The sequence below is a fragment of the Mesorhizobium sp. M0771 genome, from assembly GCF_040320155.1.
Classification (GTDB): domain Bacteria; phylum Pseudomonadota; class Alphaproteobacteria; order Rhizobiales; family Rhizobiaceae; genus Mesorhizobium.
Genome location: NZ_JAMYPC010000023.1, coordinates 19,342 through 36,347 on the forward strand (window position 1 = coordinate 19,342; position 17,006 = coordinate 36,347).

Annotated in this window: 17 protein-coding genes and 2 pseudogenes; 7 read left to right on the forward strand and 12 right to left on the reverse strand. The window is 62.6% G+C overall.

The features are described 5' to 3' along the window. Positions 1–125: 125 nt before the first annotated feature. From NKI05_RS27140 to NKI05_RS27150, 3 genes are all read left to right on the forward strand, one after another. Positions 126–887, forward strand: a complete 762-nt coding sequence (locus NKI05_RS27140; RefSeq protein WP_023715243.1) for a heme ABC transporter permease — start codon at positions 126–128, stop codon at positions 885–887. A 192-nt stretch (positions 888–1,079) separates the two neighbouring features. Beyond that, a complete protein-coding gene (locus NKI05_RS27145; protein WP_023816258.1) occupies positions 1,080–1,751 on the forward strand; it encodes an outer membrane protein in 672 nt (223 codons plus the stop codon). 77 nt (positions 1,752–1,828) lie between these two features. Further along, complete coding sequence (locus NKI05_RS27150) at positions 1,829–3,418, forward strand: tetratricopeptide repeat-containing sulfotransferase family protein (RefSeq protein WP_245261943.1); 1,590 nt, start codon at positions 1,829–1,831, stop codon at positions 3,416–3,418. A 47-nt stretch (positions 3,419–3,465) separates the two neighbouring features. Here NKI05_RS27150 and NKI05_RS27155 read toward each other — a convergent pair whose 3' ends face one another. The 3 genes and pseudogenes from NKI05_RS27155 to NKI05_RS27165 form a co-directional block, all read right to left on the reverse strand. Next, entirely contained in the window at positions 3,466–3,762 is a 297-nt protein-coding gene (locus NKI05_RS27155; RefSeq protein ID WP_023672893.1) for an addiction module antidote protein, read from the reverse strand. Beyond that, a pseudogene (locus NKI05_RS27160) lies at positions 3,755–4,053 on the reverse strand (type II toxin-antitoxin system RelE/ParE family toxin). Before NKI05_RS27160 ends, NKI05_RS27155 begins: the two are co-directional and overlap by 8 nt. Positions 4,054–4,122: 69 nt before the next feature. Continuing rightward, on the reverse strand, positions 4,123–5,181 hold the full coding sequence (locus NKI05_RS27165; protein ID WP_023750475.1) for a D-TA family PLP-dependent enzyme: 1,059 nt from the start codon (positions 5,179–5,181) through the stop codon (positions 4,123–4,125). Positions 5,182–5,331: 150 nt separating this feature from the next. On the opposite strand from NKI05_RS27165, the gene NKI05_RS27170 reads away from it, so the two are divergent. Further along, positions 5,332–6,018, forward strand: coding sequence for a D-lyxose/D-mannose family sugar isomerase (locus NKI05_RS27170; RefSeq protein WP_023750474.1), 687 nt, complete (start codon positions 5,332–5,334; stop codon positions 6,016–6,018). Positions 6,019–6,033: 15 nt separating this feature from the next. On the opposite strand, the gene NKI05_RS27175 is transcribed toward NKI05_RS27170, so the two are convergent. The 8 genes from NKI05_RS27175 to NKI05_RS27210 all read right to left on the reverse strand — a co-directional run bounded on the left by NKI05_RS27175 (position 6,034) and on the right by NKI05_RS27210 (position 12,751). After that, complete coding sequence (locus NKI05_RS27175) at positions 6,034–6,210, reverse strand: hypothetical protein (RefSeq protein ID WP_023689648.1); 177 nt, start codon at positions 6,208–6,210, stop codon at positions 6,034–6,036. 123 nt (positions 6,211–6,333) lie between these two features. Then, positions 6,334–6,717, reverse strand: coding sequence for a hypothetical protein (locus NKI05_RS27180; RefSeq protein ID WP_023705783.1), 384 nt, complete (start codon positions 6,715–6,717; stop codon positions 6,334–6,336). A gap of 77 nt (positions 6,718–6,794) precedes the next feature. Next, positions 6,795–7,661: an RDD family protein gene (locus NKI05_RS27185; RefSeq protein WP_023816256.1), complete on the reverse strand. Its 867-nt coding sequence runs from the start codon at positions 7,659–7,661 to the stop codon at positions 6,795–6,797. Further along, positions 7,648–8,667, reverse strand: a complete 1,020-nt coding sequence (locus tag NKI05_RS27190) for a stage II sporulation protein M (protein ID WP_023682904.1) — start codon at positions 8,665–8,667, stop codon at positions 7,648–7,650. The genes NKI05_RS27185 and NKI05_RS27190 overlap by 14 nt, the downstream gene beginning before the upstream one ends. Then, positions 8,664–9,974 carry a DUF58 domain-containing protein gene (locus NKI05_RS27195; protein ID WP_023715250.1) on the reverse strand — a complete coding sequence of 437 codons (1,311 nt, stop codon included), beginning with the start codon at positions 9,972–9,974 and terminating at the stop codon, positions 8,664–8,666. Before NKI05_RS27195 ends, NKI05_RS27190 begins: the two co-directional genes overlap by 4 nt. Further along, positions 9,971–10,927, reverse strand: a complete 957-nt coding sequence (locus NKI05_RS27200) for an AAA family ATPase (protein WP_023715251.1) — start codon at positions 10,925–10,927, stop codon at positions 9,971–9,973. The genes NKI05_RS27195 and NKI05_RS27200 overlap by 4 nt, the downstream gene beginning before the upstream one ends. Then, complete coding sequence (locus tag NKI05_RS27205; protein ID WP_023715252.1) at positions 10,914–12,122, reverse strand: hypothetical protein; 1,209 nt, start codon at positions 12,120–12,122, stop codon at positions 10,914–10,916. Before NKI05_RS27205 ends, NKI05_RS27200 begins: the two co-directional genes overlap by 14 nt. After that, a complete protein-coding gene (locus tag NKI05_RS27210) occupies positions 12,119–12,751 on the reverse strand; it encodes a DUF4129 domain-containing protein (RefSeq protein ID WP_023715253.1) in 633 nt (210 codons plus the stop codon). Before NKI05_RS27210 ends, NKI05_RS27205 begins: the two co-directional genes overlap by 4 nt. A gap of 149 nt (positions 12,752–12,900) precedes the next feature. On the opposite strand from NKI05_RS27210, the gene NKI05_RS27215 reads away from it, so the two are divergent. The 3 genes from NKI05_RS27215 (at position 12,901) to NKI05_RS27225 (ending at position 15,408) form a co-directional block, all read left to right on the forward strand. Beyond that, entirely contained in the window at positions 12,901–13,683 is a 783-nt protein-coding gene (locus NKI05_RS27215) for a hypothetical protein (RefSeq protein ID WP_023715254.1), read from the forward strand. A gap of 63 nt (positions 13,684–13,746) precedes the next feature. Beyond that, on the forward strand, positions 13,747–14,625 hold the full coding sequence (locus tag NKI05_RS27220; protein WP_023816255.1) for a hypothetical protein: 879 nt from the start codon (positions 13,747–13,749) through the stop codon (positions 14,623–14,625). A 27-nt stretch (positions 14,626–14,652) separates the two neighbouring features. Next, positions 14,653–15,408, forward strand: a complete 756-nt coding sequence (locus NKI05_RS27225) for a hypothetical protein (protein ID WP_023715256.1) — start codon at positions 14,653–14,655, stop codon at positions 15,406–15,408. A gap of 36 nt (positions 15,409–15,444) precedes the next feature. On the opposite strand, the pseudogene NKI05_RS27230 reads toward NKI05_RS27225, so the two are convergent. Continuing rightward, positions 15,445–17,006: pseudogene (locus tag NKI05_RS27230) on the reverse strand (hypothetical protein); the annotation flags it as partial.

Below are 17,006 nucleotides of genomic sequence, written 5' to 3' on the forward strand. Positions count from 1 at the left end.
CCGGGTGGGGTAGTGCCCGCCACCCCACCCCGCTGCTTTGCAGCGACCCTCCCCACAAGGGGGAGGGTAAGCACTGCGACAACCGCTCGATTGCCCCGAACGCGCCGCCGGTCTATCTAGACCTTATGAGCGACACCTCCTCACGCCTCGCCGGCTGGACCGACCTCGCCAACCCGACGCGCTTTGTCGGGCTGGCCGACAGGCTGGTGCCGTGGCTGGCGTCGATCGCCGCGATCCTGCTCGCCATCGGTCTCTATATGAGCTTTGCCGCGCCTGAGGATTTCCAGCAAGGCATCACGGTGCGCATCATGTATATCCACGTGCCTTTCGCCTGGCTCGCCATGATGTGCTACACGGTGATGGCGGTCGCCGCGCTCGGTACGCTGGTCTGGCGCCATCCCTTGGCCGATGTCGCCCTGAAATCGGCAGCCCCGATCGGCGCCACCTTCACCGCGCTTGCGCTGGTCACCGGCTCCATCTGGGGCAAGCCGATGTGGGGCACCTGGTGGGTCTGGGACGCGCGTCTGACCTCGGTCTTCATCCTCTTTCTTATGTATCTCGGCATCATCGCGCTGACGCGTGCGCTCGACGACGCCAGCCGTGCCGCCTGGGCCGCCGCCATCATCACGCTCGTCGGCTTCATCAACATCCCGATCATCAAATTCTCGGTCGACTGGTGGAACACGCTGCACCAGCCGGCCTCGGTGTTCCGGCTCGGCGGACCGACGATCGATCCCAGCCTGCTATGGCCGCTGCTGGTGATGGCGCTCGGCTTCACCGTGCTGTTCTTCGCGCTGCATTTGACGGCGATGCGCACCGAGATCCGCCGTCGGCGAGTGATCGCCATGCGGCGCATCGCGGCGCGGCAGGCAGAGCAACGCGACTAGGCGGTTCTCTTTTCCGGCCACTCGAATGACAACCGAACAGCAGCCTTTGCCTGTCTCCGTCTAAATTAGAATATGCTGCTATGTTGCTGTATAGCAACGAGGATTGCTGAAAGAGTGCCCTGACTGCGTCTGCTTATTGACAGCTCCAACCGCAGGCGAGCAAGTAGCTGGAAGGCTACGAGGGAATCGACGATGAAACTGCTTCTACTGGCTGGTGTGTCGACAACGGCATTGGTGCTTGGCTGGAGTTCGGCGTACGCCGCCGACGCGATCGTCGACGTTCCGAGGGCAGAGGATCTCTGGTACGTCACGCTCTTCGGCGGCGCCAGTTTCCCGAACCATGTGAAAACGGACTACAATGGTACTGGCTATTCAGTCGATCTTGATACCGGGTTCGTAATCGGCGGCGCTGTCGGTCGGCGCATCAACGATGTGTTTCGTGTCGAAGGCGAACTGTCCTACGCGCGCTACAAGGCAAGCGAATACAGCTACACGGGCGTCGGCAACTATCCGGCTTCCGGCAATCTGTCGGCCACCTATCTTCTCGCCAACGTCTGGGCCGATGTTGCGCATTTTGGTGATGCCAAACTCTATGTCGGCGGCGGTGTCGGCGCGGCCTATGTTACCGCCGATACTCACTTTGATGGCCACGCCTTTGGATACGGGCCTGGCGGCTGGGGTTTCGCCGGCCAGGTGGGCGCCGGTGTTACCTACGCGGTAACGCAGAATGTCGACCTCGATTTCGGTTACCGCTTTAAGGCCGTGACAAGCGTGGATCTAGACGACAATGATGGCGGCGGCACATACGAGAACGCCAAATTGTACTCCCACAATCTCCAGCTTGGCGTTACCCTGAAGTTCTGATTGGTTCGTCGCAGGCCGCGACCGGGATTTGACGGATGCCGCTCTTGCCACGCCGGCAACCCCTGGGCCTGCCGGCAATGATCCCAGCTTCGCTGCCGTCCGCCGGTGAACCGGCGGAAAAGACATTGCAGCGCGGCATCGACCTGCAACGGCGCAAGCGTTTTCGCGAGGCCGAGTTCTGCTACCAGACGGTGCTTCGCACGCAGCCCAAAAATGCCATGGCGCTGAACCTGATGGGCACGCTGGCCATCGAGGCCGAGCATCATGACGCCGCCATTGCCTATATGGAAAGGGCGGTCAAGCTCGAACCGGACAACGCCATCTTCCGCAACAATCTCGGCAACGCCTACAATGTAACCGGCAACATCGACAAGGCGCGCAGACATCTGAGAAAGGCGATCGAGCTCGATGGAGGGCTCATCGAAGCGCTGTGCAATCTCGGCCGCTCCTACCGAAGCCAGCTCGAGGGCGACATTGCCGAAGGGTTCTATCGCCAGGCGCTAGCTATCGACGGCCAGTCGGTGATGGCACTTGCCGGTATGGGCGATTTGCTCACCGACATTGGCCGGCCGGCCGAGGCGGTCGAATGCTTCAGCAAGGCCCTTGCCATCGACCCGGGCCATGTCGAGGCGCTGGCTGGAATGGCGCTTGCGCGCCGGGCGGTCAAGGACGATCCGACGTTGCCTTTGGTGCTGAAACGCCTGGAATTGCCGACAACCACCGATCGCGAGCGGGTAGTGCTGCACCACGCCGCCGGCAAGATGCTCAATGATCAGCGCGAGTATAGCCCGGCCATCCGCCATTTCGCGAGGGCCAAGGCGATTTCCGGCAATGATTTCGACATCGACCGGCACACCCAGCTTTACGACAGCTTCATCGACACTTTCGACGCCGGCTTCTTCGAGGCGCGAGCCAATTTGGGAAATCCATCCAGACGCCCGGTCTTCATCGTCGGCATGCCACGGTCGGGAACGACGCTGACCGAGCAGATATGCGCCAGTCATCGCGATATCCATGGCGCCGGCGAGTTGTCGACCATTCGTTCACTTGCCGGCGAACTTGGGTTCGACAAGCTCGACCCAGCCATTTTCACCAAGGCCATGGCGGCGCTCACTGCGGCCAAGGCCAAGGAGCTTGGATCGAAATATCTCGACGATCTCAAAAAGCGCAACAACACGGCGCGGCTTGTCGTCGACAAGATGCCGCATAATTTCGAGCTGCTGGCCTTCATCAGCCTGATCTTGCCGAATGCCCGCATCATCCATTGCCGGCGTGACCCGATGGACAATTGCGCGTCCTGTTTCATGCATAATTTTTCCGAGGCGCACGGCTATAATGCCGATCTTACCAAGCTTGGGCAGTATTACCGGGAGTATGACCGCCTGATGCGCCATTGGACCAAGGTCATCCCGCTGAATATCCACGACATGCCCTACGAAGAAACGGTCGCCGATTTCGAAAATCGCGCCCGTGGATTGATCGGATTCCTCGGCGTCGAGTGGGACGATGCCTGCCTGCGTTTCAACGAGACCGAGCGCACCGTGCGGACGCCGAGCCGCTGGCAGGTGCGCCAGCCGATCTATTCATCCTCGGTCGAGCGCTGGAAGCTGTATGGCGACGCGCTGGATCCGCTGAAGGCGGCGCTGGGTCCGGTTTATCCGTCCTGATTTCAGTTGGCCCGAACAACCTCGCGCTCGACGCGCGCTGGCGTAGATTAGACCTGAGTTGCATCGTGCTTTGGGGCCAAATGAAAGCCGAATGCTTTCATGACCGCCAGTGTGGTTTCCAGCGTAGGATTACCGTTTTCGCTGAGCGAGGTATAAAGATGCTCGCGAGCCAAGCCGGTCTTTCTGGCAATGTTGCTCATCCCCTTGGCGCGGGCAACGACACCGAGGGCGGACGCGACGAATTTGGCGTCTCCGGTTTCCATTGCCTCTGCCAGAAACGCCTCGATTGCCGTATCGGAATCGAGCATTTCGGCGGGATCGAAATCATAGATTTTTTCAACCATTGTCGTCACTCCATTCTACGGCCAGGCGCTTTGCTGTCCGTATGTCGGTTTCTTGTGAACTTTTATCCCCGCCGCACAGGAGCAGGATGACCGTTTCACCGCGCTTGTGAAAATAAACGCGATAGCCGGGCCCATAGTGAATGCGCAATTCACTGATGCCTTCACCCACTAGTCGCCGGGATTTCCTACAATCAAACGTTGCAGCCGAACGGCAATTGCCGCCTTGGCTCTTCCGTCTTTCAGCTTTTGGTGCCACCTCCGAAAGGTGGCTGTCTGCTTCAGGATTGCCATGGGGACTAGTAAGTTATAAATTACAATTCGTCAATGTCGAAATAGGGCGAGCCTCCAAAACGAAAAGCCTCACCCCATCCGCCCACGCGCTTCCACCTTCAGCGTTTCCAGCACCTTGTCACCATCGATCAGATGCACCTGGTCGAACAGGTTGGTCACGACGCAGCAATGATCAGGCACCACGCGCACGCGCTCGCCAATGCGAAGCTTCGCACCATTTCCAAGCGTGACCGTGCCATGTTCCTCGCTCAAGCTGGTGACGCGGGCGCCGGGCATGCCGAGCAGCTCGCCAAAATCGGCGAGCCCCAGCGTGTCGCTGGACAGCGCCTTGCTGCCGCTGTCCAGGATGGCGCGGGCCGGCGTCGGATGGCTGACCACGGTGGCGAGCACCGTCAGCGCACAATCGTCGAGCGTGCCGACGCCTTTGGCGACCTGGTAGCGGTCGAGGTAGATGTAGGTGCCGGGGCGGTATTCGGTCACCACGCTGTCCTCGCCCGAGCGCCACATGTCAGGCGTGCCGCCGCTGGAGATGCGTTCACAGGCGAGGCCCGAGGCCGCGAGCGTTTGTTTGGCGCCGGCCAGCCACGATTCAGCCTCGGCGGCTCGGCCTGCCGCGGGGTAGGTCATCAGTCCGCCGAAGGTGAGCCCCTTGGCCTGGTCGATCATTTTCGCCAAGGCCAACGCCTCGGCGGCGCTCTGCACACCGCAGCGGCCCATGCCGGTGTCGCATTCGACCAGCACGGGCAGGGGCCGCCCGGCATCGATGAAAGTAGCGGCGAGCCCCTCCAGCGTTTCGCGGCTGTCGGCCGTCACCGACAGCGTCACACGACCATGCAGCGCCTTGAGGCGCTCCAGCTTGGCGCGGCCAAGGATGTTGTAGGGCAGAAAGATGTCGGAGAGCCCGGCATCGGCCATCACTTCCGCCTCGCCGATTTTCTGGCAGGTGATGCCGACCGCGCCGGCCGCCATCTGCTTCTTCGCCCAATAAGGCAGCTTGTGCGTCTTGATGTGCGGCCTGAGTTTCAGCCCGTGGCGGTCGGCATGCGCCTGCGCTCGTGCGATGTTGGCTTCGGCGCGGGCCGCGTCGATGAGGATCGCCGGCGTGTCGAGGTCGTCTATGCCTTGCATGAAATATCACCTTGGGAAATCTGGCTGACTTATGGCCCCGATCCGCACGGATGTCATGGGGCCAGCACGCAGTTTGCGTCGACACCGCAGCGCTGTTCGGCTATGCGCTTCAGATAACTCCAGGGAACGCGACGCGAAGGGATCACGATCATGAAACGCTCCACCGTCAACGACATCATCCGCGATGCAGACGCCTTCATCCGCTCGTTCGGCTACATCATGCCGCCCTTCGCCTACTGGAGCCCGGAAGAGATGAAGGCGCGCAAGGCCGACTCCGCCGCCATTTTCACATCGCGGCTCGGTTGGGACATCACCGATTACGGCCAGGAAAAATTCGACGAACTCGGCCTGTTCCTGTTCACCGTTCGCAACGGCGTCTATGCCGACATGAAGAAGGGCATGGGCATGCTTTATGCCGAGAAGATCATGATCTCGCGCAAGGATCAGCTGTCGCCGATGCACCGCCACAACATCAAGGCCGAGGACATCATCAACCGCGGCGGCGGTAAGCTCGTGCTGGAACTGTTCATGCACGATCGCGACGGCGGCATCGATCCGAAGGCCGAAGTGACGGTGCCGGTCGACGGCACCATCCACAGGCTGCCGGCAGGCGGGCTCCTGAAACTCGACCCGGGCCAGAGCGTGACGCTGCTGCCCGGCGTCTGGCACGCCTTCTGGGCCGAGGGCAAGGATGTGCTGATCGGCGAGGTCTCGACCGTCAATGACGACCTTACCGACAACGTCTTCCGCGAACCGATCGGCCGCTTCTCCAACATCCACGAGGACGTTGCGCCGGTGCACCTGCTGGTGTCCGACTATGAAAAGTGGGTGGGGTAGGCGGCCTCGCCGCTTTTACTTCGTTTGATTGAGAAGTGCGCCCAGCCTGCGCACTTCGGCGATCAGGCGAGGCATGTCCTGCCGCGCCGCAGCCATGAAATCCTGGTCTTCGGCCGTGGCGCTGGCCATTTCGATATCGTCGCCGCGATCCGCGCCTTCGTCGGTTTGAATGAAATTCGATCTGCTCAGCAAATCCCGACCCTCGACCCATGATTTCCATGGGCCGGGCTGAGCTGCGGCAGCACGCGCGCCTCCATTTCCTGGAGTTCGAGCTCGGATGGAGAGGTGTTCATGGTGACCGATTACTCGACGCTGTTAACGACAAAGCGCAATGCACTCTCGAACAGCACGCCCGAGATCCTCTGGCGTATCTGTTGAAGACAAGATCGTGTCCAGCGGCACGGCACTCTCTCTGTTGACTTTGGCATAGGGGGTAAGTGTGAATTTGTCGTCCCTTCCCTGGTCGACCGACATCTGACGGGATTTCCGAAGGAGGGAGTTGTACGACTTGAAGCCGAACCGCGAAGCCGAGCTGTCAAGAAGAACCGTGTGTACGATGTCGTCGGGCACATCGCTGGCATAAGCACCAAGCGCGTTGAGTGTTGCTAGACCGATCTCTTTGTCGGAGACCGAAGGTAGCTCGCCAATCAAAATGACGGGACCTGCGAACTTCTCCCAGCCGTCGCGGGTGGTAGCCATCGGAATTGCAAACACACTTTTATTAACTATGTTCAGGAAGCAATGTCTCATGTATCGACTCCCATCTGAGGCACAGCTCACCGCTGATACTTATCCGCCTTGCGGTTGCCCAGCAAAAGCTTGCGTTCGAGTTGAGCCCGCAACTCGCCATAATAGGCGGTCAGGAAGGCCCTGGAATCGACCGGCTCGACCATCATGCCGATCTTGCGCCCGATCGTCTCGGCCACGGCTTTCAGTGCGAAATAGTCGTCGCGGCGCAGCACCTCTTCCAGCTTGTGCAGTTCGGCGATGCCATAGGCATCGAGCTGCGCCTGGGTGAAGCGGAAGGCGCGGGTGGTGGTGTCCTGGCGTTGCGACAGGTCTTCGACCAGCGCCAGTTTCGGCGCCTCGACCACCCAGGTTCCGGCAAGCAGATCGCCGATCCGCATACGGTCGCGGTTGAACAGCGGGAAGAGCGCAAACAGCAGCGTCCAGACCAGCCCGAAGATCGTCGACAACGTGTCGGCGAGCCCCATCTCGCTGCGGCCGAGCATGATCGACAGCGGCAGGAAGATCTCGATCTCGCGCATCAGGTTGCGGGCGATGACCTGATCGATCGACAGGCCGGCGCCGCTGCGCGACGCCACCCGGATGCCGAGCATCCGTTTGCCGGGCGTGGCGGCGCGGCGGCCGGCTTCGAAGACGATGAAATAGGCGTTGCGCAGGAAGAAGATCAGGATGATCCAGACGATGAACAGCGGCTGCGCGCCTTCGCCTTTGAGGCCGGCCAGCCCGAATAGTGCAATGATCGAGATCACGATCGCCGTGACGATGATGATGACAAAGTCGAGCAGGAAGGCGGCGGCGCGGGTGCCGGCATCGGCGAGCTTGATCCGGAGATCGACCCCTTCCGGCGTGATCAGCGGCCGTATCGTCGAGACGGTAGCACGCCTAGCGGTCGCCATGCCGCACCACCCTGAACACATAGAAATAACAGAGCCACAGCGTCAGCATGCCGCCGCCAATGGCGTAGCGTGTCACGTCGCTGGTGATCACCTGCCGACCGATGCCTTCGAGCAGGCCGGCAAACAAAAGCATGATCGTCACCCCGACCATGGTGGTGGCGGCCACGCGCCCGGCATCGGCAGCAGCCGTCATCCGCGTCAGTTCGCCGGGGAAGGCGATGCGCGTGCCGATGCGCATGCCGGCGGCGCCCGCCAAGGCGATCGCGAACATCTCGGTGGTGCCATGGATGGACAGCCATCCGCCCAACTCCAGGCCGAGATCCTTGGCGACGTAGATCTGGAACATCGCGCCAAGCAGGCAGCCATTCATCAGGATCAAGAGCACGCTCGGCACCGCGAAGGCAAAGCCCAGCGCGAAGGCCAGGATCGCCACCTGGACATTGTGCGTGAACAGATAGGCGGCGAAGCCCGACAGGAAATTATTCTCGGTGCCGTCATAAAGCACCTGCCGCAGCACTTCGGCCGAGGCATCCGGGTTGCGCCCCCCGGCCAGGCTCGGCGGAATGATGGCGTCGAACCAGCCCTTGTCTTTGGCCACCAGCCAGTAGCCGGCGCCGGCGCCGACAAAGGTCAGGACGACCGACAGCAAGGTCTCGCGCCACAAATCGCGAATGGCATGCGGCCAGTCATGCAGGAAGAAGTCGCCGATGCGCTGCCGCAAGCCGCGACGTGCGCCATAGAGGTAGAAGTAGCCGCGCAGGCAAAGCGCTTCGAGATAGCTGACCAGCGCATTGTCGAGCGAGGTCGCCCGCGCCACCGAAAGCGAGGACAGCGCCGAGCGGTAGAGCAATGGCAGCGACAGCAGTTCGTCTTCCGATAGCGTGCGTGGCGCGCGTTTCTCGACCCGGGCGAGCAGCGCCTCGAACGCCTTCCAGTCGGCCTCGCGCTCCGAACGGAAGCTCGCCAGCGACTGGCGCACGGCATCCTTGCCGACCAGCGCGTTCACAACAGATCCTCCCGCTTGAACTCGAGATAGCGCTCGACCAGCGCCGGTCCGAGCCTCTGGTGGTCGGCTTCGATGACATGCGCGCCGAGCAGCCTGAGCCTGCCGATGACGACCTGCCTTTCGCGCAGCAGCCCGCCGGCGACGACGGAGCGCGCCACATCCTCCGGCGTGTCCGGCGGCATGTCGGCCAGTGTCTCCAGCTCGACATCCTTCATCATCATGAACAGCACCAGATGCCGTTCGGTGAGCCGGCCTACGGTGCGCAGCATCAGTTCGGCGCTGATCGGATCGACAAAATCGGTGAAGATGATCACCAGCGAGCGCCGGTCGAGCCGCGCCGCCAGCGTCGTCAGCGCCAGGGTGAAATTGGTCTCTTCGGTAGAATAGTCGATCTCCGCCGCCCGCTTCTGGATCATGGCGAAGCTGGCCGAGCCGCGCACGGCGCCGCTGGAAACGCGCGGTCGCGCGTCGAAGCCGAACAGGCTGACCATGTCGCCGCCCTTCAGCGCAATGAACGCCGACAGCAAAGCGGCGGTGACGGCGCGGTCGACCTTCGGCACGCCGTCGACGGGCTCGCACATCAAGCGGCCGCTATCGATGGCCAGCACGATGTTGTTGTTCTCCTCGATGCGGAATTCGCGCGCCAGAAGCCTGCCGTGGCGGGCGCTGCGCTTCCAGTCGATCATGCGCCGGCCCATGCCGGGCTGGTAATCCTTGAGCGCCTCGAATTCGCGGCCCTGGCCGGCTCGGCGCTGCGCATGGCCGTCGGGCAGCGCCTGTCGCTGCAAAAGCGTGATCGCCTCGTCGCGGGCGCTGCTGACGTCGGGCAGCACCGCCACCTTGCTGTCCATCGGCAGCACCACCTGGTTCCAGACCAGCCCGAACGGCCCGGGCCAGCGCACCCACAAGCGGTCGAACCTGGCAATGCCGCGCCGCAGCGCCTGAAATCTGAGATCGAGCGATGCGCTGCCGGCCTCGGCGGTCGATGCGCCGCCGGTGCCGCCCAGCGGTTGCAGCCGCTCGTCATGGCCAAGACGCGCCTGCACGGCGCGCGGCCGTCCGCCGAGCCTGGCGGTGACATTGACGGTGAGCTGGCCGCCGACGCTGACCTGCGGCGGGGCGTGGATGCTGGCGTTCAGAGAAGCCCGTCCGCGCCCGGCGGCCGCGTCCACGGCCAGGAAAGCAAGCAGCGCGCAGATCCACAACAGGCCGAGATACCACAGCGACGGCAGCGCGAGCGCGATCAGGAAGGCCGGTATTGCACCGGCCGCACCTGCCCAGACTGCCCGGCCGCTCGGATAAATCAACGTGGCGCTTCCGTCTGGTCTACAAGGTCGGTCACGATCTGTTCGACCAGGCGGCCGTCGATCTGCGCCGCCGGCGACAGGATAACGCGATGGCGCAGCGCCGGCACGGCAAGCGCCTTGACGTCGTCGGGGATGACATAGGCACGCCCGTCGAGCGCTGCCCGGGCCCGTGCAGCTCTCGCCAGCATGGCGCCCGCGCGCGGGCTGGCGCCGACCTCGAGGTCGGGGCTTTCGCGCGTGGCCCGCACCAGCCTGGCGATATAGTCGACGACATCATCGACCAGCGTAACCTCGCCGACGGTCGCCAACGCCTTTTCCAGCGTCTTGCGGTCGGCCTGGGCCTTGATGCCGTACTGCTTGATGTCGTGCGAGGCGGTGCCGCCGCCATGGTGGATGATGATCGCCTTTTCCTCTTCCGGGCCGGGGTAGCTCACCCGGTGCTTGAACAGGAAACGGTCGAGTTGGGCCTCGGGCAGGGGATAGACGCCCTGATGCTCGATCGGGTTCTGCGTCGCCACCACCATGAAGTTCGGGCCGAGCGCATGGGTGGTGCCGTCGAAGGTGACGGCATGTTCCTGCATCGCCTCCAAAAGGGCGGCCTGGGTCTTGGGCGGCGTGCGGTTGATTTCGTCGGCGAGCAAAAGGTCGCAAAAGATCGGGCCGCGCGTCAGCGTGAATTGCCCGGTCTGGAAATTGTAGATGTTGGAACCGACGATATCGCCGGGCATCAGGTCGGGTGTGAACTGGATGCGGCCATAGGCGACGCCCAGCGCCTGGGCAAAGCAGCGCGCCGTCATCGTCTTGGCCGTGCCCGGCGGTCCTTCGAGCAATATATGCCCGCCGGCGAACAATGCCGTGAGCATCAGATCGACCGTATCGTGTTGCCCGGTGATGGCCTTGGCCACCTCTTCCCTGATCTGTGTCGCCAGGGCCTTCACATCATCGACGTTCACCGAGCCTCCTTGCCGTCCAGTCGTGCAGCTTTTCGGCTGCATCATGCATTTGTGTCAGGGTCTTTGCCGCGTTCGCAGCTTGCAGGCGGGTCGTGAACCCGCCGGCTTCGTCCTTGTCGCGGGAATCGAGCCAGCGGTCGAGCGCTTCGCCCTGCAAACCGTGCGGCGCGCCGAGCAGCGCGCCGGCGCGCACGCGTGCCAGTGCTCCATAGCGGTCGCCCAGTTCCTCCAGCCGGCCGGCGCGGCGCAACAGCATCGCCGTGGTATCGACCAGCGCGCGCTTGCCGAAGGCGATGGCGCGCTGATCGGCCCGTGGCGGCCCGAACCGGCCAAGGCCATGCAGGAAGGCAAGTGCCGCCGCCGCCAGGATGGTCAGCGTCAGCGCCAGGAAGGGCGGCTCGACCAGAAGCTTGGCGAGATCGTATTTTCGCCCGACGCCATGCAGCGTCAGGTCGAACATGACGGCACCCTCTTCGGGCTGGAGGAGCTCGATCAGCTTGAGCGCCGCCGCCGCCTTGTCGGGATCTTTCAAGCCAGCGTTGTTGATGAGATCGGGGTCCGTCAGAATGTAGAACCGCTCGTCTTCGACCTCGGTCAGCACGGCCTTGCCGTTGCCGGCGGCAATCAGCGGGTGTTCGTCGGCCACCCATTGCAACTGGCCGGGAACGCTGACCATTTGCCCTGAGACGTCGAGTTGCTTGACCGTGGTCTCACCTTCGCCGAGCTTGGCCTTGGCGATGCGGCCGAGCCAGTCGTTGACCACCACATCCGGCAGCCGCTGGATCTTCATCTCCCAGCCTTCGTGCAAGGCCAGCGGCAAGGTCGCCCATTTGGGCAGCACGAACAGCGTATCCAGGCCCTTGCGAAGCTTGATGATGTTGGCAAGCGCATCCGGGTCGCTGTCGGGCGAAATGGTGACGATCAGGAGGTTCGTGTCGATCTGAAGATCGCTGTCGGACCGCGCCATGTCGGGCGCTTCGCCGGTCAGCTCCAGCCATTGCGCCAGACCGGCATAGCCGATGCCGCTCTTCGACAGCGGCGTTGCGCCACCGACGCTCGGCTGGCGAAAGTCGGGCGCATAGGTGGACAACAGGAAGAAGCCTGCGGCCGCGAGCAGGCTGGCGAAAATGCCCCAGAACAGCGTCCTGCGGCTGAACGGTTCCTGCTGGGCGATGTCGGCTGTCGCGTCACTCACGTCCAGGCATCCCTGAAGACGAATCGCTCATAGGCGCTGCGCGCCTCCTGCCAGCCCTCGGGCCCGACCGGCCGGCGCGCGAACAGAGCGGCCTCGACGATGCGCGCGATCTGGGTAAAGGCGCCACGCGCCCGCGTTGGCAGCGACGCCGCTCCCGCGATATCGCGCGCGGTCAGCGACGGGCGCAGAAAGTCGGGCAGGCGGCCGGCAATGTCGGCAACGCTGCGGCGCAGCAGGAGATGCACCGCCTCGTCATACTCGCCCCGGGCGGCGAGCGCATCGGCTTCCGACAACAGGATCTGCGCGGCGCCAACGTCGGGGTGCCATATCGCTTCCGCCTCGGTCACGCTCTTTTTGCGCCACCAGGGCAGGCGCCAGGCGACGCCTTTCACTTCAAGGACAATTAGCAGCAGAATGATCGCGGCACCTGTGATCACCGCGCCCCAGAACAGGTAGATCATGTACGGGCCGAGCGATTTCAGGAACTCGCCCAGCGGTCTCATCCACTCGGGTGTCTCGGGTGGTCTGTAGGCCGGCAGGTCGAACTGGATCGAATCGTCTGACAGCAACTGCTTGTGCAGTTTGGCCAGCCATTCGGCTTGCGCAGCGTCCGGCTGTGCAGCAGTCACCTTCTCGCCCCCATGAACCTGCGGTTCGCGGGCCGACACTGGCAATGCAGCGTAACTTTTGCAAGTGGGCTAGACGCCAGTCGTTAATCTTGGCAAATTTACTACTGCGGCTGCCGGACAATATTCGGCGGTGGAACAGGGGGCGCATCATGACTTCGGCAACATTTGCACGGCCTGAGAAATTTCAGATCGGCAGGGTCTTCAACAACAGCTTCTCCGTCATCGGCCGCAACGTCATACTTTTCGTGGGGCTTTCGGTGCTGTTTGCGGGGGTGCCGGCAGTTATTCTTCGGCTATGGACCGAATCGCGCATGCAGGCGCTCCTGACGGCCAATCCCGGCGCTGCGGCCGACCCCGCCCTGGTGTTTAGCAACATTTGGGTGACGCTCCCGGCCAGTTTCATTGCCTCCCTTTTCGTACTGGTGCTGCAGTCGGCGCTCGTGCGAGCCACAATCGAGGATTTGAACGGCAAGCGGCCGACCTTGGGCGATTGCCTGCAGATAGCCATCCGATATTTTCTGCCGACATTGGCGATCGGCCTGCTCGTCGGCCTGGGCGCAGGCCTAGCCGCGCTTGCGTTGCTGGTGCCCGGCATCATCTTGTGGCTGGGCTGGTCGGTTGCGATACCGGTTCAGATCCAGGAGCGGCTCGGCGTGTTCGGCTCGATGTCGCGCAGCCGCGCCCTGACCAAGGGCAGCCGCTGGTCGCTCTTCGGCTTGTTCCTTGTCCTGATCATCATCGGCATGGTCATCCAGGGCGCGGTGGGCGTGTTTGTCTACCTGTTTCACGACATTGTCGCTACTGTCGTGGCGGCACTGGTGCAGAGCGTGATGTCGATGTTGCTGTCGGTCGCCGCCGCGGTCAGCTATGTCGAGCTGCGCCAGGTCAAGGAAGGCACCAGCGTCGACGAACTGGCCGAGATCTTCTCGTAAGCCGACGGGTTTGCACCGCCTTGACCCGGTCAGGTCAAGGCGGGTGCCAGGGCAGGAGGCATCGTGACGTCACTGGCGCAGGACCGACCGGAAAAATTCCGCATCGGCAGGGTTTTCAGCAACAGCTTCGCGGTCATCGGCCGCAATCTGGGTTTCCTTGCTGTGGTCGTCGGACTTTTCTCAACCCTGCCCGCACTGCTGTACAACCTCTGGAACCTGTCCCGGGTCGCTACATTGGTGAACGTCGACAGCGCCGGGAACGCCGCCGCTTTCGAAACGTCGGCCATGGGAGACTACTCGGGCTTATCGATAGTCGCTTCCTTGATCATTTTCGTTCTGGCCTTGCTGGTGCAAGCGGCGCTTGTCAGGGCGGCAATCGAGGATTTGAACGGCAAGCGGCCGGTCATCGGCGACTGCATCCAGATAGCATTGCGCAGCTTCTTCCCCACGTTGGGCATTGGCATTATGGTCATTATCACCCTGGTGGTGGCTGTTTTTGTGATGGTTTTCATCGCCTGGATCATTCCCCCTATCGGCTGGCTGATCGGGCTTGCCCTGGCGTTTATTCCCGCTTTCATGTGGCTGATTTCCGTATCGGTTTCCGTGCCCATTGCGGTTCAGGAGCGGCTTGGCGTGTTCGGCTCGATATCGCGCAGCCGTGCCCTGACCAAAGGCAGCCGCTGGTCGATATTCTGGCTGCTGCTGATCATTGGCGTGGCGGCGATGCTCATCCAGGCGGTGTTCTCGTTGTTTTTCGGACTGGCGCTCGCAACCGCCGGCGGCGTCACCGGTGTCGGTGTCCTGGTCGGAGCGATTGGCAGCACTCTGGTGTCGACGATCTTTTCGACGATGCTGTCGGTGACCATTGCCGTCACCTATGTCGAACTGCGCCAGGTCAAGGAAGGCACCAGCGTCGACGAACTGGCGCAGATTTTTTCGTAACGGCACATCGACCGGGGTAGGGCAATCGTGACGTCGATGACGCCGGAGCAGCCAGGCAAATTTCGCATCGGCAGGGTTCTCCGCGATACGTTCGCGATTATCCGGCGCAATCCGGTGCTGTGCTTGGGAGTGGCGTTGTTCGTATACGCCTTGCCGGAGTTTGGATTTTCCTACTGGTTCTGGGTATCCGTTGGGTCGGTAGAGCCCGAATACTCGATGCGACGGTTGACGATCACGGCAATCTTCATGTTGGGCTTTTTTGTGCTGGGGGCTTTCATGCAGGCGGCATTGACGCGAGCGGCCCTGATGGATCTGCGCGGCGAACGGCCGTCGGCACGCGATTGCATCAGAACAGCCTGTGCGCTTCTGCTACCGGCAAGCGCCGCCTCGATCCTGATCACATTCGCCTTCTGGCTGGGCCTGGTACTCATCATCGTTCCCGGACTGTTGCTGCTGGCGCGCTGGTCGGTCACGACGCCGGTAATTGTCGGTGAAGGGCGTGGCGTGTTCGCCAGCATGCAACGCAGCCGCGACCTGACCAAAGGCAGCCGCTGGCCGTTGCTGTGCATCTGGCTTGTCGTGCTCGTGCCTTCAATCACCGTGGATATTTGGGCGAACGCCTTCTTTTTCTCATTTGGTCTGACACTGGGCTTTTTGCTCAACGCCCTGGTCGATACAGCCCAAGGCTTGGTGGTATCGATCGCCATCGTCGTCATGTATGTGGAGTTGCGACAGCTCAAGGAAGGCACCAGCATCGACGATCTGGCTGAGATTTTCTCGTGAGCGAACGTCGCCGATTTCGGTCGGTTGGCTGCCCTCTCAATGACAGCAGCTACGGTCCGCCTGCGGTCTCGTCCGGCACAGGCATGACGACGTGATCGCCACATTAGCCTTGGCCAGTGCTACGTCGAGCTTCTCCTGCACCCCCGGCAGTTCCACGCTCTCGCCGCGCCGCTTCAGACATTCCACCAACCCGTGCAGCGACCAGACATTGTCGGGGTGCTGGGCGCAGCGCTGGACCTTGCCGCTCAGGCCGAGGTCGTCGCGATAGACCTGCTCGGCCTCGTCAGTGTGGCCCTGGTCGAGGACCAGTGCCGCCAGCGCATGGCGCGGCGGTGCATCCAGGCCCAGGGCTCGGTGTAGGACAGATTGTCGTCGAGTTCGACGGATTGGCGCAGATGGGCGTAAGAGTCGTCATGCTGCCCCTGGTGGTAGGCCAACTCGCCATCGAGCAAGGCGGCGCCGACGGCTAGCGAGGCCCGTGCCGGGTTGCTGAGGAAGCGCCGCTCGGGCGCAATGCTCTCGACATGCCTGCGGAAATTTTCGCGCTCACGCTCGGCTGCCGCGAATTGCTTGAGCGTCGCATGGGCGACGCCCTTGGCGTAGTGCTGCATGGCGGCGGCCAGCACATAAAGTGCCGGCTCGTCCACCATCGGCTCATCGATGATCTCCTGCCAGCGGCCGAAGCGCACCTGCACATGCGATTTTATCGCATGATAGCCCTCCACTGTTTGCGTCAGCTTTGGCCGGTCCTGGATGGCGACCACGTCGCGCGTGACCAGGCTGCGCACCTTGTCAGCCGCCCACAGTGCCGGCTGGTACTGGCCAAGGAACATGCAGGTGAACATCATCAGATGCAAATCGTGGCAGCAGCCGAGCAGATAGTAGGTCGTCTCACCGGCATAGGCGAGGTAGAGGTCGTTGGCGCGCACCGCCTTTTCGCTGGCCAGCTTTGCCTTCTCGTACTCGCCGCACAGCACATGGATATGGCCCGGCATATGGTTCATGTGGCCGGCATCGGGGCACATGGTGCCGAGCCGGTCCGCCGAGCGCATGCCGCGTTCCGGCTGCGTCGACATCTCGAGCAGATGGATATGCAGGTGCAGGATCGCCGGATGCGGCGCAGTGCCGGCTTCGTCCGACAGCCGGATCGATCGCTCGCAGACCTCCAGCGCCTCCAGCACATCTAGTTCGGCGCCGGCTTGCCGGTTTTCAAATCCCACAGCCGCCGCACGGTGCGCATCATCAGCGCCTCGACGGTGAGAGCCATCACGTCATGGTCGTCGGGAAAGTCACAATAGACCTACCGCATCGCGGCGGCAGCGTAAGCATTGTCCCATTGTTCGAATTCCGCCGGCGTCACGCCATGCGGCTGCTGGAAGCGTGCGGCCAGCGCCTCGATCAGCCGCTGCTCGACGGGGCTTGCGCCCGCAGAACCAGCCCGCGCAAGCTGGACATGATCAAAGCAGCGTCGCGGCGCGGTTAGCCTCGTCCTTGCCGTGCTCCTTCCAGGTGAGGTTGTAAAAAGGCTCGGCGGCATAGGCGATGCCCCAATACACGAAGGCGCAATCAGGATCGGTCTCCAGCGCCTTTTCGACACA